Here is a 26937-nt window from a genome sequence, read left to right as displayed (position 1 = left end):
GATGTTTAATAAGTTATATCAGGACAGTATCTCAGGGGATAGAATTGTAGCAGAAAGGGAGGAAAGGAAACGCCGTTTTCTTTATGAAGGAAAAGCACTCTATTAGTTGGTAAATCGTGACTTATCCCTCAAAACTTTAGCAAACGGTCTCAGCAACCATATTTATTGGATGCAAAGAGGGAGGATTTCTCCCCCTTATCTTTATCAATATCAACCGCCAACTGCAATGCGCTTCATATCTGTCATGTAACCACGTAATACTTGGCCAACAACTTCAATTGGGTGGTTACGAATAGCTTCGTTCACATCGCGCAACTGGGCGTTATCAATACCGTTATCAGCAACCGACTTACCTAAATCGCCCGCCTGTAGCGAATCCATAAACTTCTCTTTCAGCAGAGGGACCGCAACATGAGAGAACAAATAGTTACCATATTCTGCTGTATCAGAAATAACAACATTCATTTCGTACAGACGTTTACGAGAAATAGTATTCGCAATCAGCGGTAATTCATGCAGAGATTCATAATAGGCAGATTCAGCAATAATACCGGTATCAACCATAACTTCGAATGCCAGTTCAACCCCGGCTTTCACCATAGCAACCATTAAAACGCCGTGATCAAAGTACTCCTGTTCACTGATTTTGCCATCATATTCAGGTGAATTCTCAAACGGAGTGTTACCCGTTTCCTCACGCCAACCTAACAGTTTCTTATCATCATTGGCCCAGTCAGCCATCATACCGGAAGAAAATTCACCAGAAATGATATCATCCATATGTTTCTGGAACAGTGGCGTCATCAGCTCTTTCAACTGTTCAGACAGCGCATACGCTCGCAGTTTTGCCGGGTTAGACAGACGATCCATCATCAGAGTGATGCCACCTTGTTTCAGAGCTTCTGTGATAGTCTCCCAGCCAAACTGGATCAATTTTCCTGCATAGCCCGGCTCCGCGCCATCTGCCACCAGTTTGTCATAACACAGCAGTGAGCCAGCCTGTAACATACCGCACAGAATAGTTTGTTCTCCCATCAGGTCAGATTTCACTTCTGCCACGAAAGAAGATTCCAAAACACCAGCGCGATGCGCTCCCGTCGCCGCGGCCCATGCCTTAGCGATTGCCATACCTTCACCTTTCGGATCGTTTTCCGGGTGAACTGCGATCAAAGTAGGCACACCAAAACCCCGTTTGTATTCTTCACGCACTTCGGTACCGGGACACTTAGGCGCTACCATCACAACAGTGATGTCTTTACGGATTTGTTCACCAACTTCAACAATGTTTAAACCGTGAGAATAACCCAGTGCAGCGCCTTCTTTCATCAAAGGTTGAACTGCGCGAACAACAGAAGAGTGTTGCTTGTCGGGCGTCAGGTTAATTACCAGATCAGCCTGCGGTATCAACTCCTCATAAGTGCCGACTTGAAAACCACTTTCTGTTGCTTTACGCCATGAAGCACGTTTTTCTTCAATAGCCTCTTTACGCAAGGCATAAGCGATATCCAAACCGGAGTCACGCATATTCAGGCCCTGATTCAGCCCTTGCGCTCCGCAACCGACGATAACTACTTTTTTGCCTTTTAAATATCCTGCTTCATCAACAAACTCTTCCCGCACCATAAAACGACATTTACCTAACTGCGCCAACTGCTGACGCAAATTCAGCGTATTAAAATAATTAGCCATTAGTGACTCCGTTATCATGTTGTGCTCAGCGCTCAGCAATGAAGTGCTGTGACTGTTTTTTAGATTTCCTCACCCTGTGAGGTGTTTATATACTTTCAATATATGACATGAAAGCTATTGCTTAAATTGATATATTAACAATACTACATTGCATTTTATGCAATACAGATTATTAGACAGGAAAAGGAGAATAGGCTATGGATATACGCGACCTCAAACTGTTTCTACATCTGGCTGAAAGCTGTCATTTTGGTCGTACAGCAAAAGCGATGCATGTCAGTCCATCCACATTATCTCGCCAGATTCAGCGCATTGAAGATATTTTGGGGCATCCATTATTTTTACGGGATAATCGCACTGTAAAATTAACCTTTGCTGGCGAGCAATTTAAACAATTCGCCCAACAGACACTGTTGCAATACCAGCAACTAAAACACTCATTGAATCAACAAAGCCCATCGCTATATGGCGAGTTACGTCTGTTTTGTTCAGTCACAGCGGCCTACAGTCACTTACCACAGATCCTAGACCGTTTTCGTGCAGAACATCCTATGGTTGAAATCAAACTCACCACCGGTGATGCCGCAGATGCGGTCAATAAGATACAGTCTAATGATGCCGATTTAGGTATTGCCGGTAAGCCGGAAAAACTACCAGATAATGTTAGCTTCACCAAAATCGGTGAAGTCCCACTGGTACTGATTGCACCTTCCCTTCCCTGCTCTGTACGCGCACTCGTCATACAAGAGTCCCCTGACTGGAATAACATTCCCTTTATTTTGCCGGAACACGGCCCTTCACGTAAGCGCATTGAGTGCTGGTTCCGTCACCATAAAATTAACAATCCTTCGATTTACGCAACCGTGTCCGGTCACGAAGCTATTGTTTCTATGGTTGCATTGGGTTGTGGAGTGGCATTAATTCCTAATGTCGTTGTAGAAAATAGCCCTGAACCGGTACGCAATCGCATATCTCTACTGGGCAACATCTCTCTAGTAGAACCGTTCGAATTGGGTATATGTGTACAGAGAAAACGGCTTAATGAACCCTTAATTAAAGCGTTTTGGGGATTGTTATAACAAACTGCTCTAACAGGTCTTTTTATTCATTACAAGCCTGATGCAACTTATTTTCGGTATTATGCCAATATACTTATAGTTTACGTGACCTAATTCACAAAGAACATAAAAATATAACCATATTGTTCTCATGATAATATGTTTAATATAAGTTATAACCAATTAAAATAATCATATAAAAATATTGGCTCCACATTAAATTTTTGGTCATTAATTATGTTACGAAAGAAAATACTTTTAATCATATCAAGTAGATAATAGCTATTTGACGTTAAACAATTCAGATATCGTTAAGACTGGCTAGCAAAGATCGAATATTCCACCAGCAAAAAACAGAGTGGAAAATAATTCTTTATGCCATATCATACCGATATTTTCCAATGGTGAAATTATTTTTTCCAGATACTAAAGGAGGAAGCTTTATAATAATTATTTAATGGTATTGTGACGATATAGTAACTAATACCAATTATTTAATGAGTTAATATAATTTAATTAAAAAATAACACCAAGAACTTATAATAATTAAATAAAACAATTAATTCAAATACACACAACAATTTAATAAAGGACACCATTATGTTACACAAAATAGACAAATCACCGTATTTTATTAAATTCTATAAATTCCATCTACAAGATCTGGTCTTCTCTTATAATATGCAAACAGAATGGCATCATCATCCTTGCATCCAATTAAGTGTATCACCACATAATTCACTCATGAGGATTGATACCGAGAATGAATCGAGACAAGCACATGGATTCATTATTTCTTCTAATATTAAACATAGATTACACTCGGAAGAGCAACTCTGTTTTAATCTATTGATAGACCTAGCCAATCCACTATGTCATTTATTACTACATCAAATGAGAGGCTCAGATATAATATACTTAAATCAAGAATCATCCAGTTTAATAGCAAATTACTTTACTAATTGTTTACAGTTAGAAACCTCTCCAGATATTTTCATCTTAAATAACCTTTTAGGTAAAATAGAAGATTGCCATTGTTATCAGGACAAACGAATCATGAAAGCAGCCTCTCTTATTACTGAATTACCGGTTAAATGTATATCTTCTCGTGAAATATCAAATCAACTTTATTTATCCGAAAGTCGATTCTTACATCTATTTAGAGAAAAAATGGGCACTAATTTCCGTAGTTATCTATTATGGAAACGTCTACATCATGCTATTGATGAGATACATTCATCAGATTCACTGACTTTATTAGCTTGTAATAGTGGATTTTCCGATGGCGCACACTTCAGTCGTACCTGCATGACACTATATGGATTAAGGCCATCTGAATTAAAACATGCCAGTAAAAACAGAATACAACAAGCACAACAAAAATATTTCAATTTATCATCAGCATTAACAGGTCTAAATTTTACAAAGCAAAATATCTGTGTTATGAATAAATAATATTGTTGATAAATTACCTAAAATAAATAATTTCTATTTATAACCGTTATTATCAAAGCCAGTATGTTAGAGATTCTGTATCATTTTATTCCTAATAGCACATTGACTATATTATGCACTCTTAGTAATGATACAGAATTCAGAACAACACCATAACAATACTACCCAATAAATCCTCAATTCTCGACAAATAAAACATACAGAGTAAAATATCACTATTCTGTATTAATCATTCATTTTAATGATACATGCTCTTTCAGATAATTTTCTACCCATTTAGCGACCCGACAGGTGTCTTTATAAGCCCCTAACATCAGTTCAGAACCTCGGCTACTCAACCATTTTCGCCCAACGATAAATAACCCAGGATAAGGGGTTTTCCCGCCTTCCGCATGGCCATTTTTACAAACGAATCCATTAGCATCCGCAGCACCAGCAAGCGTTAACCATGCCGTATCATCTTTATACCCCAAACACCAAATAACCATATCTGCCTCATATTGATTACCAGACAAATCACATAATTTATTGTCTTTTATATCAACTAACCTATTCGCTATTTTTATATCCAAAGCAGCTAATCGATGGTTTTTCAGATCGCCACAAGGAATAGGATTACGCCGCCGCATAATTTTCCCGACCAAACTGTCATAATTGGCAAACAACAGACCACTTTTGCTTAACCACCAAAAGATATCTTTGCCTAGTATTCTATTAGGTAAGAGAGGACGGGAAGAACCGCAAAATAACGTCACCTTCGTCGTTGCTGCCAAATCTTTAGCAATCTGACGGCCACTTGCACCATCACCAACGATAGCGACTCGGCTGCCCGCTTTAATTTGCTTAGGCTCCCGATATTGATCTGCTGAGATTTGCTGTATATCGGTAGCAAGCTGTTCAGCAAGCACTGGAATATCAGCTAATTGATTAGCGCCTGTTGCATTAACTAAGCAAGGCGCATGAAATACTCTTCCGTCTTTTGTTTTAACACGATAGCCATTTTTATCATGCTTCACCTCAACCACTTCAGTTTGGGTATGTATAACAAGGTTATGATGTGAAGCATAACGTTCAAGATAATCAGCAACTTCATTTTTATCTGGATAGCCATCTTTAATTCCGGGAAATGGTAAGCCATGAAGCTGAGTCATACCGCGTGACGTGAATAACAGCATATTATCAGGACGCCTGCGCCACACATCACCAATACGCGCTTCTCGCTCTAATATGCAGACATTAATATTCTTAGCCGCAAGGATAGCAGCTAAACTTAATCCGGCCTGACCGGCACCCACAATTAAGCAATCCATTTTCATCATGCGTACTCATTTTTTAATTTGGTATTCATCTATATTTTATTTTTATCATTATCGAAATCTTAGGACAATGAAAAACTGCCCAAAAGAACATTCAACCGTTCAAAAAACAATGAACCTCACAAAAATATAAAAGACAATTTAAAAATTTACTTGAATTAACTGGTCATATTCACGCTAAAGTGAATATTTTGAATAAACCTGCTATTTTTAGCATAATTTTAACAATATTGACAAATCCATATAATGATCAAAGCAATAATATAGCCAATTTATTCAATAAAAATAAATTATAAATGACTATCCTTTTTGCCTACGTAACTTATGCTTTATTGCTATAACATATAATAAACAAAGATTAATTTATCTACTCTTTACCCTATCGGAGATAAAAAAATGGAAAATATCAGAAATATATATGACGGCATAAAATCTCGTGGCGGAAATCCGCTGAAATGGTTAATAGCCGATGTCGATCTGCTCTATAAGCTGTCTAAAGAAGAACAACAAGAACTAAAAACCTGTTTACTTAAGGACGCTTTTCATTTCCATTATCATAATAACCCTTACTATAGAGATATTTGTGAAAAACAAGGTATTAAGCCAGAAGACATCCAAAATTATAATGATTTAGTTCGCATCCCATTGATACCCGTTGCAACTTATAAATCAGCCGAAAGTCACCGTTTATTAAGCAAGCCATTATCTGAAATCGAACATGAAATGCGCTCAACAGGTACCAGTGGAATTCCTAGCGTTTATCGTCGTTGTCACGATACGATGGATCATACCGTATTGGCTGTTTATTCTAATTATCGCAGTATGTTCAAAGTATCTGGCGGCGCCGGCCTATGTTTATGCCCATCAACCGAAGATATTCCAGAAATGGCGCTGGTTAAAATCTTTAATTTCCTGACCGGTTTATTAGATACCCGACGCTATATGATTAATCAGGACCACTTTTCCCCAGAAGATGCACTGGACCAATTAATCCAATGGAAAGGCAAGTTCACTCGTCATTTAATTGGCCCTCCATTCATGATCCATCGTTTTATCACGTTCCTAAAAGAGAATAATACCAAGCTCACTTTAGATCGCGATAGTATGGTAATTACTATGGGCGGCTGGAAACGTTTTACCGGAGATATGATCTCCCGCGGCGAATTGAATGCAGATATTGAAGAATGGCTGGGCATTCCAGCTTCCCGGACACGTGATATGTATGGTCTGGTTGAAGCAAACCTTCTTGCCATCGAAGATGAATATAACCATAAACATGTTCCTCCTTATATTCATTTCTCCGTTCGTGATCCTAATGATTTAACACGTGAGCTACCCGATGGTGAAACCGGACAATTAGTGATCTTAGATCCACTTTCTGTTTCCACCCCCGGCATGTTATTGACAGAAGATTTGGTCTACTTGCGTACCGATCCTAATAAATCCTGGCGTAATTCTCAGCGAGTTCAGTTTGTTATGCGTACCGCTGCTGCTAAAGAGTTTGGTTGCTGTGCAGTCAATCTTGAAAGAAAAATGTCAGACGATGAAGGTACCTCAGCTACACCCGCGGTATAAATAGCAAGGTGAAATTATGTTTAATAACATCATTATTGACAACTTTTGCAATCCTGACTGCCAGGGGACGTTATCCGCCCCCACCATTAAACTGGCATTAGGTAACCCTGTATGCGGTGACAAGGTTGATATCGACCTGACACTGGATAACCAAGGGAGAGTAGATAATGCCTGTTTTCGTGCATGGGGATGTACCGCCTCCCTGGCAATGTCTAATCAATTTTGTCGCCATGCTAAAGGTAAAACTCTCGAAGAATTAAGCGCATTATCACCTGAGGGCATTGATGCGTTATTAGGTGAGTTAGAACCAGCACAGCAACACTGTCTTGATATGCTGCATAAGTTATTTGAGCAGCTAAAGGGAAAAATATGACAAGTCTATACTTCGACTACAACGCCACAACACCGCTAAGTGTTAAAGCGCAGTTGGCGATTAAAGATGCGATGTCTATTTTTGCTAACCCATCTAGCCACTACAGCTTAAGCGGCATGGCTAAAAAGTTGCTCACTGACGCTAGAAGATCGATGGCGGCATTAATGGGCACAGTCCCAGAGCAGATCCTGTTTACATCAGGAGGAACCGAAAGTAATAACCAAGCCTTATCCAGCTTGTTAGCAACGCTGCCCGGTTCGGATCTGTCCGCCCATCATGTTATTAGCTCTTCCATTGAGCATCCGTCTGTTCTGGCACCGTTACTCTGGTATCAGCAACGCGGGCTTCAGCTAACGCTGATCAACCCCGACAATCAAGGGCGGATAAGTGTACAAAGTATCCGGGAAAACCTACGGCCACAAACCCGTCTGATCACATTGATGGCAATTAACAACGAAACCGGTGTGATCCAGCCCTATGAAGCTGTCGCCTCTTTAGCAAAAGAGGCCAGTGTTTACCTGCATATCGATGCAGTACAGGCTATTGGTAAGCTTCCTTTTAACTGTGACACACTGTCTGGCGTAACAACCGTATCTTTCTCCGGCCATAAATTTAACGGTCCGAAAGGTATTGGCGGGCTCTACCATGCACCAGGGATTCAATTAAATCCCTTACTACATGGCGGAGGGCAAGAACAAGGAGTACGCAGCGGCACTGAGAACACCTTGGGCCTAGCGGGACTAGCGGCGGCAGCTAAAGAATCACTGAACGGATTGCAAGAACGTTTCAATACTTACAAAACACTCAGAGAAGCCCTACTATCTCTGTTAGAACAACATCGTGTTAACTACCTAATTAATGGCAATACCAATCCAGCGTTTCAGGCACCTTGGACACTCAATGTAAGTTTCCCTGGTATTCGTGCTGAATCATTAGCCAGCAGGCTAGATTTACGTCACGGCATCTCTTTATCTCTAGGATCAGCCTGTAGCAATAACAAATCAACACAACGTTCCCACGTTCTGGCTGCTATGGGGTTACCCGATGATCGTATTGATAGTGCAGTACGCATCAGCTTCGGATATATCACAAGCCAAGATGATATTGAGATACTGGCTAGCGCCATCAAACAAGAAACGTATAACTTACTTAAAATTTCAGGGAAATCTTTAATCACCCAGGAATAATAGCAAAACGACAGTTAAAAGACGGTGTGGCTGGAATAACGAATTTATTAATTGATACCTATATTCTGGCACCTAAGCTCCGCCAACATTATTTAAATTTTTAGGGGACATTAATATGAAACTGTTTGAATTACTTCAATCTCAAATTACTGAATTAACTGACATCGAACCAGAAGATATTACTCTTGATACCCTACTTGATGATATTCATTTGGTAAGTCTGGATTTCGTTTCTATTCAGGTCGCTTTAAAAAGAGAAATGGGAATTCAACTGAATTTCGATAAGTTTCAGCGAGACAACACGACGACAATCGGTGATTTTGTCAATTACGTCGGTGAATTAGCAAAATAATCATCACTAATACACTGGGATATTATACCCAATGGATTTCAAGATGCATCGCGACGGCAAGGGAGCGAATCCCCGGGAGCATAGATAACTATGTGACCGGGGTGAGTGAGTACAGCCAACAAAAAGGCAACTTGAAAGACGACGGGTATAGCTGTCTATGACAATATCACAACACAGCTAACATTCATTTTTATGATGCTTTTATCTACCAATCCTATTATTTGGTTGTATTAAAAAATAAAGCATGTCACCAGGAAATGAATTTTGGAGATAATGTTTCATGAATATTCAAACGAGCTATCGTCGCGTTGCCGTCACAGGCTATGGTTCTATCTGTTCTCTTGGGCAAAACACCCAGGAAATTTGGGATGCAATCCTAAGCTATCGTGTAGGCTACAAAAAGGAAGAACACCCAGACGCTTCTGTTGTAGCTAAATTTTTCGGCAATATCCCTTTCTCGCCTGATGTATCACGGTTTTCCAAAAAGTTATTAAAGAACCTGCCCAAATTCAGCAAACTGGGACTAATTGCGGCGGATGAAGCAATCAAGATGGCATTTGGTAACAACAAGGCCGCTCTTGACGAAAATTACTCCCCTTTTGAACGTGGAGTCATTTTTGGTACTGGCTGGGGAGGAGAAGATGCAACTGTTGAAAACAGCCGTTCTTATACTGATCAAGGCATTGCCTCACCGATGACCAATATCATGTCTATGCATAGCGTAGGGACAGCAGCGATTTCAATGAACTGGAACTTACGTGGATATCAAAATACCCCGGTTGCCGCTTGTGCAACCGGCAGTATGGCAATAGGTGATGCGTTTGAACTTATCCGCAGTGGACGCACTAAAATGATGCTGGCAGGTGGCGGTGAAAGCATCAGAGATCCATTCATCGTCTGGAGTATCGACATCCTTGGGGCACTGAGTAAAGAACAGGAATCTGTCGAAAAAGCCTGCTGTCCATTTAGTCAAGATCGTAGTGGTTTCGTTATGTCGGAAGGTGCAGCAATATTATGTCTTGAAGATTACGACAGCGCTGTTGCCAGAGGTGCCAATATATTGGCGGAAGTGATTGGTTATGGCAATTATTCTGATGCGTCAGATATGACCGCCCCGGCACCTGATTGCAAAGGACGAGTCATGGCGATTCAGATGGCGCTGGAACAGGCCAAACTCTCTACCTCAGATATTCACTATATTAATGCTCATGGAACATCAACCCCACTCAACGATATTAACGAAACCGATGTTCTAAAAATGAGCCTAGGCGATCACGCTTACCATATTCCTATTTCCAGTACAAAATCCTATACAGGTCATCTTATTGCCGGAGCCGGAGCCATTGAATCTATTTTCTGTATCAAAGCGATAGAAACAGCAACGATTCCCGCAACTATGCACTTGAATAATCCTGATCCGCTATGTGATCTGGATTATGTCCCCAACATCCACCGGACTCACCAAGTTATCGACACTGCTTTAAATGTTAACTATGGCTTCGGTGGTACAAACTGTGCACTTATTTTTAGGAAAGCCGACAGATGAACGTTCAATTTAGTAAAGAAGATCTCAGTCAATGGGCTAAATTCTCTGGCGACTACAATCCTATCCATTTTGATGAAAAAATCGCTAGAGAAGTCGGGTTGGGAGGTATTGCAGTACACGGCATGCTGGCAATGATCCCGCTCAAAAGCGGATACGATTATCTGTCACAACCAAATAGGGAAATGGGCAGACAGTGGCACGTTAATTTACGCAATCCCGTACCTCTGGATGCCTGCTATTGTGTCAAAACTAAGCACACTGACCTGAATGGGAAAACGACCTTTAATCTGCAAGACGAAACAACCAACCTGAAACCTCTGGTTGGTCACTATAGCTGTTTCGATTTTTCACAAAAAACTGACTTCCCAGAAAAACCACGTTGCCAAGTTCCTATACAAGAGACAATAAGAAAATCCATCGAATTCAAACATACCTTTCCAGAAATCAATGAGTTCTGGATCTTTCTCGATGCTCTGATGTTTTATCTTTTCATGCAGCAAAGTGCCAAAACTGCACTCGCAACAGAATTTAAAACCTATTTTGGCAAACAAGAACATGATGAAACATGCCTCAAAGACCTTATTGTCCTGCATGTCATGCATACCGTGAGTTTTTCTCCAGCACTGCTCAATCGCCCAATCCCAGATGAAATGCCGAATATCGAATATACCATCCTGCCAAAAGATACATTCGACGTTGATGGCTCGTTATACGGTACATTGGAAATCCCAATCTGGCTGGATGGAGAAATTTCTTTAGTTGTTGAAATGAGCCTGATGGGAACAACAAAAAGAAAGCAGATTGCCAACTAAGATTTAATAAATGCGCTATTAGCCTATTAGCAGACGGATGGCAAAAATTTAGAGGAATAACTTAATGAGTATCAGCACCCCTTGGGTTTTTATTTCGGGAGGATCACGTGGTATCGGCAAAGGCATAGTAAAAATGCTGGCTGCTCAGAACTATCATGTGGTTTTTACCTATAAATCAAGCACAAATGAAGCTCAAACATTGTGTCAGGAAATTGAACAGCAAGGTTATCGCTGTGAGGGCTATCAATGTGATGTCTCAAACGCCGAAGAAGTTCAAACATTGTCAACAGAACTTATCTCACGATATGGTTCTCCCTATGCCATCATCAATAACGCCGGCATTACCCAAGATGCATTGCTGATAAATATGAAAGAAGAAGAGTGGCACAATGTAATTTCTACCAATCTTTCTTCTGTCTATTTCGTCAATCACGCTTTTCTCCCCGAAATGATTACTGCGGGAGAAGGCTGCATTATCCACATGAGCTCAGTCACTGCGTTTAAAGCCAACTCAGGGCAAGTTAACTACGCTGCAACCAAAGCCGCTATGATCGGTATTACCCGCTCATTAGCGGTTGAAGTTGGCCGATTTAATGTTCGAGTCAATACCGTTGCACCAGGCTTGATTGATACTGAAATGTTGGATCATATCCCTGCATCACACAGGAAAAAACTATTATCTAACATCCCATTAGGCCGTTTAGGTTCAGTGGAAGATATTGCTCTGGCAATCAATTTTCTGCTCAGCCCCGGAGGACGCTACATCACCGGGCAAACATTCGTTATTGATGGAGGAATGACTGCCTAATTCAGTTAAATAATTAATATCAATGGCTTCGTATCCCTATTCTGTGATTATTTGTACCCAGATAAATATTCTGGGTACTGACACAAAATACCGTTAATCATTGTCAGATAGATAATCCAGCCTATCTGATCAATATTAATAACGATAATAAACAATTTTAATATTAAATCATGCTTTTGGCGTTAAGTGCTAAATATTAGCAATTTTCATTTTATCAGATGAGAAGGGCTTGACCTTGTAGTCGACTCCAAGGTGTTTAATCAAATATAAACACATTAATTAAGACGAATTTATTTTTAATCACCGTGATGGGAGAAAACACATGGCCGGAGAAATACACTCACCTCCGCTTAATGAGAAAAAGTCAAAACGTAAGTTAGCACTGATCCTCGTAACTCTCTTATTTGTTTTTACCGGGTTGGGTTACTTCACCTATTGGCTTATTTCATTACGTCATTATCAAGCGACTGATGATGCTTACGTTGTTGGTAATCAGGTACAAGTGATGGCCCAGATCACCGGCAGCGTAACCGCCATTTATGCCGATAATACCGACTTCGTTCAACAAGGCGATATTTTGCTACGTTTGGACTCTATTAATGCAGAACATGCTTTTGAACGAGCGAAAAATACATTGGCTAATAATGTCAGGCAAACTCACCAAACCATTATTGATAATGAAAAACTATTGGCTAACATTGATCTCAAACAAACAGCATTACAACAGGCTCAAGATGATTTAAAACGACGTGAACATTTGGGACTCACAGGTGCTATTGCTAAAGAAAATCTGATTCATTCCCGTAATAGCGTGCAAATGGCAAAATCTGAGCTGAATGTTGCCCGACAACAATATTATGCCAATAAAGCATTAGTTATAGACACCCCACTAGATCAACAACCTGCTATTAAACTGGCGGCCTCCCAGCTCCGCGATGCATGGTTAACCTTACAGCGCACCCAGATTGTAGCGCCGGTAACAGGCTACATTTCACGCCGTAGTGTTCAAGTAGGCTCACAAATAAAAAGTGGCGCTCCACTGATGGTTATCGTACCCGCTGACCAACTTTGGGTCGAAGCTAACTTCAAAGAAGTTCAACTCGCCAATGTCCGTATTGGTCAACCCGTAACACTGATTAGCGATTTCTATGGCAATGATGTCATTTATAAAGGCCGGATCGTTGGTCTTGATATGGGAACTGGCAGTGCATTTTCTTTATTACCAGCACAAAATGCCACCGGTAACTGGATCAAAGTGGTTCAACGTTTACCTGTCCGTGTTGAACTAGCAGAACAACAACTTATCGATCATCCTTTACGCATCGGTTTATCCATGCACGCCACGGTTGATACCCGAAATCGGGATGGTCTGGTGCTTGCCGACACGCCTCGTAACGGCATTATTTATGAAACCAACGTTTTAACTTACAACACCGGAGAAATTGATCAGCTAATTAACGAAATCATTCAAGTTAATACCAGTCAAAATAAGTGAGGTTAACATGCTAAAAGAGCCATTATCAGGAGCCAAACTTGGCTGGCTAACCCTGGCTTTAGCATTAGCCGCTTTTTTACAAATATTGGATCTGACTATTGCTAACGTTGCAATATCAACCATTGCTGGCGATCTGGGTTCATCAGTATCACAAGGTACTTGGGTAATTACTTCATTTGCTGTTGCTAACGCGATTTCTATCCCATTAACTGGCTGGTTAGCAAAACGGTTTGGGGAAGTCCGGGTTTTCTTAATTTCAATGCTCTTGTTTGTGATCACTTCCTGGTTATGTGGTATTGCTAATAGCTTGGAAATGTTGATTATTTCCCGCGTTCTACAAGGTATCTCAGCCGGGCCAATTATGCCCCTTTCGCAAAGTTTGCTACTCAACAACTATCCTCCGCTAAAACGCAATATGGCATTGGCACTGTGGTCAATGACTATCGTTATCGCTCCGGTTTGTGGTCCGATACTCGGCGGTTGGATCAGCGACAATTACCATTGGGGATGGATCTTTCTCATCAATGTTCCGGTTGGCTTTGTTGCCATTGCTATCACCTGGATGCTGTTAAAAGACCGGGAAACTGAAACAACGGCTAGGTCAATTGATGTCATAGGGCTGATTTTATTGGTCATCGGTGTTGGTTGTTTTCAGCTATTACTTGATAGAGGAAAAGAGCTTGATTGGTTCAACTCAACAGAAATTATTGTATTAGCCATTACCGCCGTCATTGCCATAACTTTCCTAATTATTTGGGAACTCACCGATGATGATCCGATCATTGACTTGTCACTATTTAAATCTCGTAATTTTACTATCGGTACCTTATGTATCAGTTTGGCTTTCCTACTCCACATAGGCACGCTGGTTTTACAACCTCAATTATTGCAAATGGTATTTGGTTACACTGCTACTTGGGCTGGATTGGTAATGGCTCCATTAGGGATAGTGCCGATAATGCTCGTCCCACTCATTGGTCGTTTTAGTTCAAAAATTGATATGCGTTATTTAGTTATGTCTAGCTTTATCATTTTTGCACTCTGTTTCTTTTGGAGAACGAATACCTTTGAGCTATCAATGGACTTTGCCACCGCTGCCTGGCCACAATTTATTCAGGGCTTTGCTATCGCCTGTTTAATTATGCCACTAACAGCCATTATATTATCTGACGTTGAACCCGCTAAAATCGCCTCTGCCGGTAGCTTGTTCAACTTTTTACGCACTCTGGCAACATCCGTAGGGACTTCAATTACCACCACCATGTGGTCCCGTCGCGAAGCTGTCCACCACGTTCAGTTAACTGAATCGATAACTCCCCATAGTCCTATTGCCCAACAAGCCTATGAGAAAATGGGACAATTAGGGATGTCACAAGCCCAAGCCAGCCACTCTCTGGCACGTGAAATCACTAATCAGGGATTGATTATTGCTGCTAACGAGATTTATTGGCTATTTGGCTTTATTTTTCTGATCTTGCTGATCTTTATCTGGTTGGCAAAACCCACCGTCGGAGAAAAGAAATAGCACAATGATCAAAGAATTTATTATCGAGCTCTTTCTAATGGAGCCTAGGCGAATATTACATCTTGCCAAAATAGCACCTTATCCAGGCGCTATTTTGCCGTTTTATAGAACATGTTTTTTCATTACCAAAACACCGATCAACCTCCGGCTGCTTCAGATGCCTGGCACATTAAAAAGAATTTAAACGCGGGGGTATCCGTCTCATCGTGATACGCATAGCCTAATGCATCAAGATGACGCGTAAAACGCACTTCCGCTTCTGACAATTCAAATGCGGCTAACACTCGGCCATAATCTGTACCATAATTGCGATAATGGAATAACGTAATATTCCAATGAGTTCCCAAAGTTTGTAAGAACTTGAGTAACGCACCCGGTGATTCAGGAAATTCAAAACTAAACAAGCGTTCTTTCAATGGCTTAGATGGACGACCACCGATCATATAACGAACATGTAATTTCGCCATTTCATCATCTGAAAGATCAGCAACCTGATATCCTGCGGTACGCAATTCCTCGATAATTTCCCGTCGCTCTACCTCACCACGGCTCAAGCGAACACCAACGAAAAGACAAGCCTGATCAGGATCTGCATCCGTATAACGATAATTAAATTCGGTTACCACCCGATCGCCCAATTTCTGGCAAAAACTCAGGAAACTCCCTTTATGTTCAGGAATAGTCACTGCCAGCAATGCTTCCCGCTGCTCGCCCAATTCACAACGCTCAGAGACATAACGTAACCCGTGAAAGCTCACATTAGCGCCAGAAAGAATATGGGCTAGCCGTTCACCTTTAAGCTGATGCTGCTGAACATACTTTTTCAATCCAGCGAGCGCCAATGCACCGGATGGCTCCGCAATCGCACGTACATCTTCAAACAGATCCTTTACTGCCGCACAAATGGCATCACTGTCTACCGTGATAACACCATCCACATATTGCTGACACAAACGAAATGTCTCATCACCTATACGCTTAACAGCTACACCTTCAGCAAATAAGCCAACTCGTGGTAAATCTACCGGATGTCCAGCTTCCATTGCCGCTTTCAGGCAAGCTGAATCTTCCGCTTCCACCCCAATGATTTTAATTTCTGGCATCAGTTGCTTAATCAACACTGCCACTCCAGCAATCAAGCCACCGCCACCAACAGGTACAAAGATGCGATCCAAGCGCACATCCTGTTGCAAAAGTTCCATCGCCAGTGTTGCCTGACCTGCGATTACAGCGGGATGATCAAACGGAGGAATAAAGGTATAGCCCTCCTGTTGTGCCATTTCTATTGCTTTAGCTTTAGCCTCATCAAAATTAGCGCCATACAACAGAGCTTTACCACCGAAACTACGGACTGCATCGACTTTAATATCCGCGGTAGTAACCGGCATAACAATCAGAGATTTTATTCCCACACGATTGGCAGAAAGTGCAACCCCCTGAGCATGGTTACCGGCTGACGCGGTAATCACTCCCCGGTTTTTTTGTTCCTCAGACAAACCCGCAATCATGGCATACGCACCACGAAGCTTAAAACTGTGCACAGGTTGCCGATCTTCCCGCTTTACCAAAATAGTATTTCCTAAGCGGGCAGAAATTTTCTCCATTTCCTGCAAGGGAGTCACCTGAGCAACTTCATAAACCGGCGCACTTAATGCCGCCTTCAAATACTCTGCACCATTTGGTGTGGAAGTTAAGGGAAGAAATGCAGCCATGCGATTATCCCCCTAACTTAGATTTATCACGAACAGCACCTTTATCCGCACTAGTCGCCAATGACGCATAGGCTCTCAGGGCAAACGATACCTGACGTTCACGAGCTTTCGGTGTCCACGCTTTATCTCCACGAGCAAATTCGGCTTCTTGACGGCTAGCAAGTACCCTTTCATCCACATCCAGTCGAATTTTCCGCAGTGGAATATCAATATCAATAATATCGCCATCTTGAACCAAACCGATTAGCCCACCATTAGCTGCTTCCGGAGAAACATGACCAATCGACAAACCCGAGGTACCACCCGAAAACCGCCCATCAGTAATCAATGCACAACTTTTACCTAACCCCATAGATTTTAGATAAGTCGTCGGATACAACATTTCCTGCATGCCAGGCCCACCTTTTGGCCCTTCATAACGAATGACCACCACATCACCAGCAACAACTTTTCCACCCAAGATCGCATCAACCGCATCTTCCTGGCTTTCGTAAACTTTGGCTGGCCCACGAAACAGCAAACTACCCTTATCAACCCCCGCAGTTTTTACAATACAACCATCTATAGCCAAATTACCAAATAGAACAGCGAGACCACCATCCCGGCTATAGGCATGTTCAATGTCGCGAATACACCCTTCTACACGGTCGGTATCCAACGAAGGCCAACGACAATCCTGTGAAAATGCTTGGGTAGTACGGATACCCGCAGGGCCTGCCGAATACATCTCTTTTACTGACTCATCCGCCGTTTGCATCACATCGTACTGATTAAGTGTTTGTAACAAATCCAGACCCAAAACATTTTTAACCTGACGATTCAACAAACCCGCTCTATCCAATTCACCTAAAATACCGATCACACCACCAGCACGATGAACATCTTCCATATGGTACTTTTGTGTACTTGGTGCAACCTTACATAGATGAGGGATCTGACGAGACAAACGATCAATATCCGCCATAGTGAAATCAACTTCTCCCTCCTGCGCTGCCGCCAGTAAGTGAAGCACGGTATTAGTTGAGCCACCCATTGCAATATCCAACATCATCGCATTTTCAAATGCGGCTTTCGCTGCAATACTACGCGGCAAGACACTCTCATCATTTTGTTCATAATAGCGCTTGGTCAGCTCAACAATGCGTTTGCCTGCATTCAGAAACAGCACCTTGCGATCTGCATGAGTCGCCAGTAATGAGCCGTTCCCCGGTTGAGATAAACCCAGTGCTTCTGTCAGACAATTCATAGAGTTAGCTGTAAACATTCCTGAGCAGGAACCACAGGTTGGGCAAGCTGAGCGTTCAATCTGACTGCTATCCTCATCACTGACATTCGGGTTTGCACCTTGGATCATGGCGTCGATCAGATCCAATTTGATAATCTGATCTGACAATTTAGTTTTACCCGCCTCCATCGGCCCACCGGAAACAAAAATCACCGGAATGTTCAGACGCAATGCTGCCATCAGCATACCTGGGGTAATTTTGTCACAATTGGAAATACACACCATCGCGTCCGCGCAATGTGCATTCACCATATATTCAACAGAGTCAGCAATTAATTCACGTGACGGCAGAGAATAGAGCATACCACCATGCCCCATTGCGATACCGTCATCCACCGCTATGGTATTGAACTCTTTTGCAACACCGCCTGATGCTTCAATCTGTTCAGCAACCAGTTTACCTAAGTCCCGTAAATGAACATGCCCCGGAACAAACTGAGTAAATGAGTTAACTACCGCAATAATCGGTTTACCAAAATCTGCATCGGTCATCCCTGTCGCACGCCATAAAGCGCGAGCTCCAGCCATATTGCGACCATGAGTCGTAGTGGCAGAACGGTACTTAGGCATTATCTTCACTCCCGTGTTATCAAAACAGGCGGGGAACGAACCGCCTGTTAAATTATTTATAGTTCTATGAAAGATATAGTTCTATTAAGGATTGACTGGATCTAACCAGCCCCATTTATCGTCTGTCGTGCCATCAAACAAGCCAAAGAAAGCTTGCTGAATTTTCTTAGTAACAGGCCCGCACTTACCGATACCAACCTGAATATCATCAACACTGCGAACAGGTGTAATTTCAGCCGCTGTACCAGACATAAAAACTTCATCAGCCAAGTACAGAGATTCACGCGACAATACCTGCTCACGTACTTCCAGCCCCAAATCTTTCGCTAATTTAACAATGGCATCACGGGTAATTCCTGGTAGTGCAGATGAAGTAAATGGCGGAGTGAACAATATGCCATCTTTTACTTCAAACAGATTTTCACCTGCACCTTCAGAGATATAACCATAAACATCCAGTGCAATACCTTCTTGATATCCACGACGACGGGCTTCACTACCCACCAAAAGTGAAGACAGGTAGTTACCACCTGCTTTGGCCGCAGTTGGTATTGTATTTGGTGCCACGCGATTCCATGAAGAAACCATCGCATCAATCCCTTGATCCAGAGCTTCTTCTCCCAAATAAGCTCCCCAAGGAAAAGCGGCAATAATAACATCCGTTTTATAGCCAGCAGGTGGATTAACTCCCATGCCAACATCACCAATAAAGACTAGTGGGCGTATATAAGCACTGACTAAATTATTTTTACGAAGAGTTGCCCGACATGCTTCCATTAATTCATCGACACTCTGGCTCAATGGCATGCGATAAATCTTTGCAGAATCATGTAAACGCTGCATATGCTCACGATGACGGAAAACCACGGGTCCTTTATGAGAGTCATAGCAGCGAATTCCCTCAAAAACAGAGGTACCGTAATGTAAAGCATGAGACATTACGTGAACTTTAGCATCTGCCCAAGGAACCATCTCACCATTGAACCAAATGTAATCGGATTGCTTCGTCATTCTCTTATTCCTTTATTTCTACGTTATGCACGTATGAGTTGTGATTTTTGTTGCAGGATCTTGACGCCAGCGACATCCACTAATTTAGCCAGTTGTGAAGACAACAAATTAACCGGTTTTTGGCTGGCAACAATTAATTCGATATTAACATTATCGCCATCCATTGTTTGATCCATATTCATGGAACAGATCTGAAATCCACGATGACGCGTTACCCGTAAGATACGCTCTAATATTTCAGGACGGAAACGAGCATGGATTGCAAGTTGATGCTGCATCATAATGATTTCTCCAACATAGTTTCATTGCTTGCACCGGGAGGGACCAACGGCCAAACGTTCTCTAATTCCGCAATAGATACCTGTAATAAATAGGGGCCCTTACTGGCAAATAATGCATTCAGCGCTTCATTAATCTGTGATTTATCCGTGATATGTTGCCCCGGAATATCAAAAGCTTTCGCTAATGTGACAAAATCAGGGTTATCTGTTAATGTCGTTTCGCTATATCGCTTATCAAAAAACAGCTCCTGCCATTGCCGCACCATTCCCAACCGCTGGTTATCCAGCAATAAAATTTTTACTGGTAATTGTTTGCGTTTAATTGTCCCCAATTCCTGAACATTCATCATGAAAGAGCCATCACCAGATACACAGATCACCATATCTTCCGGTCGAGCAATTTGAGCACCAATCGCAGCGGGGATACCAAATCCCATCGAACCCAAACCACTAGACGTAATGAAATTTTCAGGTCCATCAAAAGTCATATGCTGAGCTGTCCACATTTGATGCTGTCCAACATCAGTAGTAATAACCGTATTAAATGCTTTACGATCTGAAACCTGTTTCAATAACCAAGGCGCATAGATACTCTCCCCCTGATGGTCATAACACCAAGGATATTCAGCTTTCAGATATTTCACTTCCTGTTGCCAGGGCATAATTGACAATGGCTGTTGCAAACGGGGCAATAATGCCTTCACATCCCCCAATAACGACACATGAGCCTGACGTAATTTACCCAACTCTGCCGGATCGATATCCAAATGAATAACTTTTGCACGCGGAGCAAAAGTATTAAGTTTGCCAGTCACACGATCATCAAAGCGAGCACCTACAGCAATCAACAAATCACATGACTGAACAGCAAGATTGGCCGCTTTCGAACCATGCATCCCAAGCATTCCCAGATAACATGGATGCTCTGAATCAGCAGCTCCCAAACCTTTCAACGTAGAAACAACCGGCATACTTGTTTCCACAACAAAATCTCGCAGAACAGAAACTGCTTGAGACATCCCTACTCCACCACCGACATACAATACTGGCTTTGCGGCTGCCGCAATCATCTTCCGGGCTTGTTCTAATTCACTTTCCGAGCAGGGAACCTGTTGCTCAACGGGTACCAAATGCGGTACCAAATTCCCCTCTTTCAACTGAATATCTTTAGGAATATCAATCAAAACTGGGCCAGGTCGACCACTAGTGGCAATAGAAAAGGCTTCCGCCATAATTTGAGGTAAATTTTCCAATGAATCCACTAAGAAACTGTGTTTGGTACAAGCAAGTGAGAGACCTAAAACATCGACTTCCTGAAAGGCATCAGTTCCAATCAATTCAGAACCAACCTGACCAGTGATAGCAACAACAGGAACAGAATCTAACAACGCATCGGCTAATCCAGTGATTAAGTTTGTTGCTCCCGGTCCCGATGTAGCGATACAAACTCCCGGCTTACCACTGGCTCTCGCATAACCGATTGCAGCCATAACTGCACCCTGTTCATGTCGACAAAGCAAATGCTCCACACCACCATCGTACAAAGCATCATAAACCGGCATGATCGCACCACCAGGGTAGCCGAAAACCTTATCAACACCCTGCGTTCGTAATGCTTTTACAACCCACTGCGCCCCGTTCATTTTTCATATCCCCTGTGTTTACCCTGTGAGACAAGATTTTGTTCTGGTGTATGTTTCCGTCTCTAATCTGATTTTGCTTGTCGAAAAAAAACCCCCGCGCCTTTCGGTGCGGGGGTCTTCGAGAGATCTGGCTGTTCTTCTAAGCCTTTCTTCGTCCAAGTGCAGCCCCGCACGGTGGGATAATAATCACCACCACGCTGACAATAATTAGGCTAATCACTAGGACAAATGTGTTCATAATCTTAGTCGTTTAATTCGTTTGTTTAATCTATATTTAAGAGTTATCACGTTCTTCATAGCTTGACAACATTTATTTTGTTTTATTACTCAATATGAAAAAATACTGTTTATTTTCAATTAAATATCTGTAATTTAGATTATTTATCCATTAAATACTACAATTTAAGTGATAAAAACTAACTGATTAAATATAAACAAAACAACACATAAAGCAGTAACATAAAAAACAAATCATTCAACTATAACCAAAAATAAAGATCTTATTATTAATCACCTAGGTGATAAAAACTCCTCATTAAGAATAAAGCAGAATGATATAACACACTAAATTTATTCACTGTGAAAAATATATAAATTTTAATTTCAAACAAACTATTTCAATAAAACCAATCTAAAAAAACGAATTAAATAAAACATCACAATGTGAATATAAAAATAATCAATTTTATAATCTAAATGAAAAAATAAAATCATAAAAATCAATCAAATAAAATAAAAATTACATAATAATAATCTTAAAAAAATCTTTAGCGTTGCTTCACAAAATATTTATTCGAGCCGCTTCGCAAAAAAATAATAGAAAACTATTTATTATCTAATTTCAGCCCATCATATGTCCTTTCTTACGAAGGAGAATAGAATGGCCCTCGCTGTTATTTATACCAGAGCGACTATAGGTATTCATGCCCCAATTGTTACTGTTGAAGCGCATATTAGTAATGGCTTACCTGGATTAACTCTGGTTGGTTTGCCTGAAACAGCTGTAAAAGAAGCAAGAGATCGTGTCAGAAGTGCGTTGATCAACAGCGGGTTTACCTATCCGTCTAAAAGAATCACCGTCAATCTTGCGCCCGCAGATCTTCCCAAGGAAGGTGGCCGTTATGATTTGCCGATCGCTATCGCTATTCTAGCCGCCTCAGAACAAATACCTACCAATACACTAAATCATTATGAATTTCTTGGTGAACTCGCTCTATCCGGTGGTTTACGAAAAGTTAACGGCGCAATTTCCGCCGCACTCAGCGCAGGAGAAGCAGGAAGGCAACTTATTCTACCAACAGAAAACGCAATAGAGCTGGCAATCTTATCTCAGAATGAGACGTTAATGGCAGAACACCTCTTACATATCTGCCACTTCCTTCAGGGAGAAAAACAACTACTGACAACAACGAGCCAACATAAACCTTCAACAGAGCCATTACAGCCAGATCTTCAGGATATTATCGGTCAGGAACAAGCAAAACGCGCACTGGAAATTACCGCAGCAGGCGGACATAATCTTTTACTACTTGGCCCACCAGGGACAGGAAAAACAATGTTGGCAAGCCGCCTATGTAGTTTATTACCACCATTAACAAACAAAGAAGCCCTTGAGGTTGCCGCTATCAATAGCCTGGTGGATACCTACCTTCCACCTGAACAATGGCATACACGCCCATTCAGAGCGCCTCATCACAGCTCTTCAATGGCAGCACTGGTTGGCGGTGGTGGACTTCCAAAACCTGGTGAAATTTCACTTGCTCATAATGGGGTGCTATTTCTAGATGAACTACCTGAATTTGAACGCAGAGTCCTTGATGCTCTCAGAGAACCACTGGAATCAGGGGAAATAATTATCTCCCGGGCCAGAGCAAAAGTTTGTTTTCCTGCTCAAGTTCAATTGATCGCAGCAATGAACCCTAGCCCGACAGGCTACCATCAGGGAATTCACAATCGAAGTAACCCCCAGCAAATACTTCGATACCTAGCTAAACTTTCTGGACCTTTTTTGGATCGTTTTGATCTCTCAATTGAAGTGCCTCTGTTACCCATTGGAACATTGAGTAGCCCTAATAGATCAAGCGAAAGCAGTAAAGATGTAAGATTAAGAGTGCTGGCAGCGCGAGAAATACAACTGAAACGCAGTGGAAAAATTAATGCTCATCTGAATAGTAAAGAGACAGAGGCATTTTGTAAGCTCAAACCTAACGATGCTGTATTTCTAGAACAAACGCTAATAAAACTGGGACTTTCAATCCGAGCATGGCACCGAATTCTGAAAACGTCCCGGACACTTGCCGACTTAGAAGAAAAAAAAGAGATAGAAAAACCACATATCATGGAAGCCTTAAGCTACCGCAGTATGGACAGACTATTAATACAATTACAAAAACAATCGGGTTAGAAATGAAAAAGGGGCAAAGCCCCTATATTCACAATTTGTGATAATATTAATCATCAGTGTCGGTATAGTCATCAGAAGCGTCGATCTGGGGCTTACCGCCTGAAAGAGTATGAAAACGTTTTGGACGACTAATCCTTGCAAGATATTTGGTCCAGACTTTTTCTTCCATTGTCACAGGCTGCCGTTCACCCCGGCAAACAGCGACAAACAGCTCTTCTACTTCTGTTTGAGGCTCGCGTTTACCAAGATCTAACTCATTAAACGCATAACCATGGCGCTCTAGCAATTGCGCCTCTTTAATGGTGAAATCCCCATGACGGGAGAACCCGCGTGGGTAATTTTTGTTATCAAAAAAACGATTAGTCGTGATGAAGCTTTCGGCCATCTGACACACTCCTAATTCTAGTACTGTTACTATCATGCCAATTATGGCGCGGAGTATTAGATAGGCCTGGCGTTCTGTAAAACAAAAAATTTAAATCTTAACGATAAATATTATTGGAGACATATGTGGACACTGAATTACTGAAAACCTTCTTGGAAGTCAGTAAAACTCGTCACTTTGGGAGAGCAGCCGAATCACTATACCTGACTCAATCAGCGGTTAGCTTTCGCATACGACAACTAGAAAATCAATTAGGTACCCATCTTTTCACTCGCCACCGCAATAACATCCGTCTTACAGCAGCGGGCGAGCGCCTTGTCCCCTATGCAGAATCACTGATGAATACCTGGCAGTTGGCTAAAAAGGAGATAATGCATGCTTCTCAACATACTGAATTAACAATTGGTGCTACCGCATCACTATGGGAAGCATATTTAACCCCCTGGTTACAAGATTTCTATAAAAAACATCAGGAATTAAGATTAGAATCTCGTGTTTCTACACGACAATCCCTAGTTAAACAACTTCATTCACGTGAATTAGATCTGTTAATCACTACCGAGCCACCTAAAATGGATGAGTTCCAAAGCCTATTATTAGGGAATATTTGCTTGAAGTTATTAACAACAGAAGAAAACCTGAAATGCCAAATTAAAAATTACATCAAACTAGAATGGGGGGCTGATTTCCATCATCAGGAACAACGGATTTTAAAAAGTGAGCAACTACCCATCATTACAACCACCTCAGCACATATAGCCCGCCAACTGCTCAATGGCGTAAGAGGAGCCGCTTTCTTACCAATACATTGGCAAAATGAATATTCAGAACTAGTTTCTTACCCAAATACTGAACTAATTGAACGTCCATTATATGCCATATGGCTACAAAAAAATGATCAGCAAGCACTCATTCAACAACTATTAAAAATACCTATCATACACACTTCTACAAGAGATTAAGAGGCATTCATGTAAATCATTTAATTAGTAAATATATGTTCTGAAAAATTTATGAATAGCAATACTATACGAAAACAGGAATGGAAATAGTAAGAGAGAAAGAAGTTTTAGATCGAGCATAAGGTGGGATTACTTTTGCTATCTTCCCACATATAGCTCTCTATTTACCAAGTAATCTTTACGTATAGCTTGAAACTATAACTTGAATCAAACGTGGTGTACCTACCTTATCGTTTTAGGTATCCTTTCCTTCAATTCGAGCTTTTTTTAAGAAAAAAACCTCATAATCAAAACATTAGCTAAAATTCTTTCACACATATCCTCCAGATAATTAGTCCAGGAGGGTTTTAACTAGTATGAGGATTGTCAAAAAGCCTAAAAGGTTATCTATAAGAACTCACTTCGATAATAGATAATCAGAAAGAAAGGTTTTATTGCTACAAGATCGAATAATATTGAGTAAAAACTATTCAACTAAAAGTGTGTAACAGCATCGATGATGAATTCAAATCGATAGTAGCATGGATTTTACGAACCAGACGATATTTGGAAATAAATTCTCTAAGCGAGATCATTTCTGGAGAAAAAGCTCGCATAAAGGGATTTTTAGTGTAACGGCAAATCCATTTTTCTTACAAAGCTTCACGAAAAAAGGCGCTGACCAAAAAGCCAGCGCCTTATCAATAATCTTACCTAAGCAGCACATACAGACAAACAATACTATGAACTACCTTAGTCGCTACTTAGTTTATAATTGGCAGGGGCGGAGAGACTCGAACTCCCAACACCCGGTTTTGGAGACCGGTGCTCTACCAATTGAACTACGCCCCTAAATTAAGGTGGCGGTGCGGACGGGGCTCGAACCCGCGACCCCCGGCGTGACAGGCCGGTATTCTAACCAACTGAACTACCGCACCACCGAATTCTTTTTGATTTATATCGCTGTTACGACATAAAACTTAAATATCAATCTGGGCTCTTTACGAATGGCTATTTTACCATTCGCTCTTCGGGCTATCGCTACCCGCGACGTTCAAATCCGTTTCCCACGGATTCACCCGACTCACTGCTATTTGTGCCTTATGCTGCCTTGCTATCGCAACACAACACTAAAATTAAAGCCTGGCAGTGTCCTACTCTCACATGGGGAGACCCCACACTACCATCGGCGCTACGGCGTTTCACTGCTGAGTTCGGCATGGGGTCAGGTGGGACCACCGCGCTATCGCCGCCAGGCATATTCGGTTTTATTCCGGCCGTTGTGGCGCTTTCATCCACAACCACCCGAATCAATCTGTTCAACAAGCTGAAAATGCTTCTCTCTGCTGTCTTCTGACCGCAGCTCACTGTCTACTGTCTTCCGACCGCTGTCTTCCGAACACCAAAACCCTTTTGGCGTTGTAAGGTTAAGCCTCTCGGTTCATTAGTACTGGTCAGCTCAATGCATCGCTGCACTTACACACCCAGCCTATCCACGTCTTCGTCTTAAACGT

At 41.6% G+C, this 26937-nt stretch carries 22 protein-coding genes, 2 tRNA genes and 2 rRNA genes; 13 read left to right on the top strand and 13 right to left on the bottom strand.

The window, feature by feature from the left end:
* Window positions 1-210: 210 nt before the first annotated feature.
* The gene (gene ilvC, locus EAE91_RS02195; RefSeq protein WP_214087065.1) at window positions 211-1689 is read right to left on the bottom strand and encodes a ketol-acid reductoisomerase; all 1479 of its coding nucleotides are present in this window, start codon (window positions 1687-1689) and stop codon (window positions 211-213) included.
* A gap of 197 nt (window positions 1690-1886) precedes the next feature.
* On the opposite strand from ilvC, the gene ilvY reads away from it, so the two are divergent.
* Both ilvY and EAE91_RS02185 read left to right on the top strand, forming a co-directional pair.
* A complete protein-coding gene (gene ilvY, locus EAE91_RS02190) occupies window positions 1887-2768 on the top strand; it encodes an HTH-type transcriptional activator IlvY (protein ID WP_214087064.1) in 882 nt (293 codons plus the stop codon).
* A 579-nt stretch (window positions 2769-3347) separates the two neighbouring features.
* Complete coding sequence (locus EAE91_RS02185) at window positions 3348-4202, top strand: AraC family transcriptional regulator (RefSeq protein ID WP_214087063.1); 855 nt, start codon at window positions 3348-3350, stop codon at window positions 4200-4202.
* A 233-nt stretch (window positions 4203-4435) separates the two neighbouring features.
* Here EAE91_RS02185 and EAE91_RS02180 read toward each other — a convergent pair whose 3' ends face one another.
* Window positions 4436-5521 carry a flavin-containing monooxygenase gene (locus EAE91_RS02180; protein ID WP_214087062.1) on the bottom strand — a complete coding sequence of 362 codons (1086 nt, stop codon included), beginning with the start codon at window positions 5519-5521 and terminating at the stop codon, window positions 4436-4438.
* A 393-nt stretch (window positions 5522-5914) separates the two neighbouring features.
* On the opposite strand from EAE91_RS02180, the gene EAE91_RS02175 reads away from it, so the two are divergent.
* The 9 genes from EAE91_RS02175 (at window position 5915) to EAE91_RS02135 (ending at window position 15191) form a co-directional block, all read left to right on the top strand.
* The gene (locus EAE91_RS02175) at window positions 5915-7093 is read left to right on the top strand and encodes a LuxE/PaaK family acyltransferase (protein WP_214087061.1); all 1179 of its coding nucleotides are present in this window, start codon (window positions 5915-5917) and stop codon (window positions 7091-7093) included.
* Window positions 7094-7109: 16 nt separating this feature from the next.
* Entirely contained in the window at window positions 7110-7466 is a 357-nt protein-coding gene (locus EAE91_RS02170) for an iron-sulfur cluster assembly scaffold protein (RefSeq protein ID WP_214087060.1), read from the top strand.
* Window positions 7463-8653: a cysteine desulfurase family protein gene (locus EAE91_RS02165; protein WP_214087059.1), complete on the top strand. Its 1191-nt coding sequence runs from the start codon at window positions 7463-7465 to the stop codon at window positions 8651-8653. The genes EAE91_RS02170 and EAE91_RS02165 overlap by 4 nt, the downstream gene beginning before the upstream one ends.
* A 115-nt stretch (window positions 8654-8768) precedes the next feature.
* Window positions 8769-9005 carry an acyl carrier protein gene (locus EAE91_RS02160; RefSeq protein ID WP_214087058.1) on the top strand — a complete coding sequence of 79 codons (237 nt, stop codon included), beginning with the start codon at window positions 8769-8771 and terminating at the stop codon, window positions 9003-9005.
* 280 nt (window positions 9006-9285) lie between these two features.
* Window positions 9286-10551, top strand: a complete 1266-nt coding sequence (locus EAE91_RS02155) for a beta-ketoacyl-[acyl-carrier-protein] synthase family protein (protein WP_214087057.1) — start codon at window positions 9286-9288, stop codon at window positions 10549-10551.
* Entirely contained in the window at window positions 10548-11363 is an 816-nt protein-coding gene (locus tag EAE91_RS02150; RefSeq protein WP_214087056.1) for a MaoC/PaaZ C-terminal domain-containing protein, read from the top strand. The genes EAE91_RS02155 and EAE91_RS02150 overlap by 4 nt, the downstream gene beginning before the upstream one ends.
* Before the next feature lie 64 nt (window positions 11364-11427).
* Window positions 11428-12171: a 3-oxoacyl-ACP reductase FabG gene (gene fabG, locus EAE91_RS02145; RefSeq protein ID WP_214087055.1), complete on the top strand. Its 744-nt coding sequence runs from the start codon at window positions 11428-11430 to the stop codon at window positions 12169-12171.
* A 322-nt stretch (window positions 12172-12493) separates the two neighbouring features.
* The gene (gene emrA, locus EAE91_RS02140; RefSeq protein ID WP_214087054.1) at window positions 12494-13666 is read left to right on the top strand and encodes a multidrug efflux MFS transporter periplasmic adaptor subunit EmrA; all 1173 of its coding nucleotides are present in this window, start codon (window positions 12494-12496) and stop codon (window positions 13664-13666) included.
* A 7-nt stretch (window positions 13667-13673) separates the two neighbouring features.
* Window positions 13674-15191 carry a DHA2 family efflux MFS transporter permease subunit gene (locus tag EAE91_RS02135; protein WP_214087053.1) on the top strand — a complete coding sequence of 506 codons (1518 nt, stop codon included), beginning with the start codon at window positions 13674-13676 and terminating at the stop codon, window positions 15189-15191.
* A gap of 137 nt (window positions 15192-15328) precedes the next feature.
* Here EAE91_RS02135 and ilvA read toward each other — a convergent pair whose 3' ends face one another.
* The 6 genes from ilvA to ilvL all read right to left on the bottom strand — a co-directional run bounded on the left by ilvA (window position 15329) and on the right by ilvL (window position 21931).
* Window positions 15329-16903, bottom strand: a complete 1575-nt coding sequence (gene ilvA, locus EAE91_RS02130; RefSeq protein ID WP_214087052.1) for a threonine ammonia-lyase, biosynthetic — start codon at window positions 16901-16903, stop codon at window positions 15329-15331.
* Window positions 16904-16907: 4 nt separating this feature from the next.
* Entirely contained in the window at window positions 16908-18758 is a 1851-nt protein-coding gene (ilvD, locus tag EAE91_RS02125) for a dihydroxy-acid dehydratase (RefSeq protein ID WP_214087051.1), read from the bottom strand.
* An 84-nt stretch (window positions 18759-18842) separates the two neighbouring features.
* A complete protein-coding gene (locus EAE91_RS02120; RefSeq protein ID WP_214087050.1) occupies window positions 18843-19769 on the bottom strand; it encodes a branched-chain amino acid transaminase in 927 nt (308 codons plus the stop codon).
* 23 nt (window positions 19770-19792) lie between these two features.
* The gene (ilvM, locus tag EAE91_RS02115; protein WP_036779619.1) at window positions 19793-20050 is read right to left on the bottom strand and encodes an acetolactate synthase 2 small subunit; all 258 of its coding nucleotides are present in this window, start codon (window positions 20048-20050) and stop codon (window positions 19793-19795) included.
* A complete protein-coding gene (gene ilvG / locus EAE91_RS02110; protein WP_214087049.1) occupies window positions 20047-21693 on the bottom strand; it encodes an acetolactate synthase 2 catalytic subunit in 1647 nt (548 codons plus the stop codon). The genes ilvM and ilvG overlap by 4 nt, the downstream gene beginning before the upstream one ends.
* A gap of 139 nt (window positions 21694-21832) precedes the next feature.
* Entirely contained in the window at window positions 21833-21931 is a 99-nt protein-coding gene (ilvL, locus tag EAE91_RS02105; RefSeq protein WP_071647081.1) for an ilv operon leader peptide, read from the bottom strand.
* A 642-nt stretch (window positions 21932-22573) separates the two neighbouring features.
* Here ilvL and EAE91_RS02100 point away from each other — a divergent pair.
* Window positions 22574-24097 carry a YifB family Mg chelatase-like AAA ATPase gene (locus tag EAE91_RS02100; protein WP_214087048.1) on the top strand — a complete coding sequence of 508 codons (1524 nt, stop codon included), beginning with the start codon at window positions 22574-22576 and terminating at the stop codon, window positions 24095-24097.
* Between the two features lie 46 nt (window positions 24098-24143).
* Here the strand turns inward: EAE91_RS02100 and EAE91_RS02095 are convergent, their stop codons facing one another.
* Window positions 24144-24482: a MaoP family protein gene (locus EAE91_RS02095; protein WP_036779611.1), complete on the bottom strand. Its 339-nt coding sequence runs from the start codon at window positions 24480-24482 to the stop codon at window positions 24144-24146.
* A gap of 125 nt (window positions 24483-24607) precedes the next feature.
* Here EAE91_RS02095 and hdfR point away from each other — a divergent pair, with 125 nt between their 5' ends.
* Window positions 24608-25444 carry an HTH-type transcriptional regulator HdfR gene (gene hdfR / locus EAE91_RS02090; protein ID WP_214087047.1) on the top strand — a complete coding sequence of 279 codons (837 nt, stop codon included), beginning with the start codon at window positions 24608-24610 and terminating at the stop codon, window positions 25442-25444.
* Window positions 25445-26199: 755 nt separating this feature from the next.
* On the opposite strand, the gene EAE91_RS02085 is transcribed toward hdfR, so the two are convergent.
* From EAE91_RS02085 to EAE91_RS02070, 4 genes are all read right to left on the bottom strand, one after another.
* Window positions 26200-26275: transfer RNA gene (locus tag EAE91_RS02085), tRNA-Trp, on the bottom strand.
* A 9-nt stretch (window positions 26276-26284) separates the two neighbouring features.
* A tRNA-Asp gene (locus EAE91_RS02080) sits at window positions 26285-26361 on the bottom strand.
* A 203-nt stretch (window positions 26362-26564) separates the two neighbouring features.
* Window positions 26565-26680 (bottom strand): 5S ribosomal RNA (gene rrf, locus EAE91_RS02075).
* A 166-nt stretch (window positions 26681-26846) separates the two neighbouring features.
* A 23S ribosomal RNA gene (locus EAE91_RS02070) occupies window positions 26847-26937 on the bottom strand; the annotation flags it as partial.

The organism is Photorhabdus noenieputensis (assembly GCF_018448935.1).
GTDB classification, from domain to species: Bacteria; Pseudomonadota; Gammaproteobacteria; order Enterobacterales; family Enterobacteriaceae; genus Photorhabdus; species Photorhabdus noenieputensis.
This window is presented reverse-complemented; position numbering and strand designations above follow the sequence as displayed.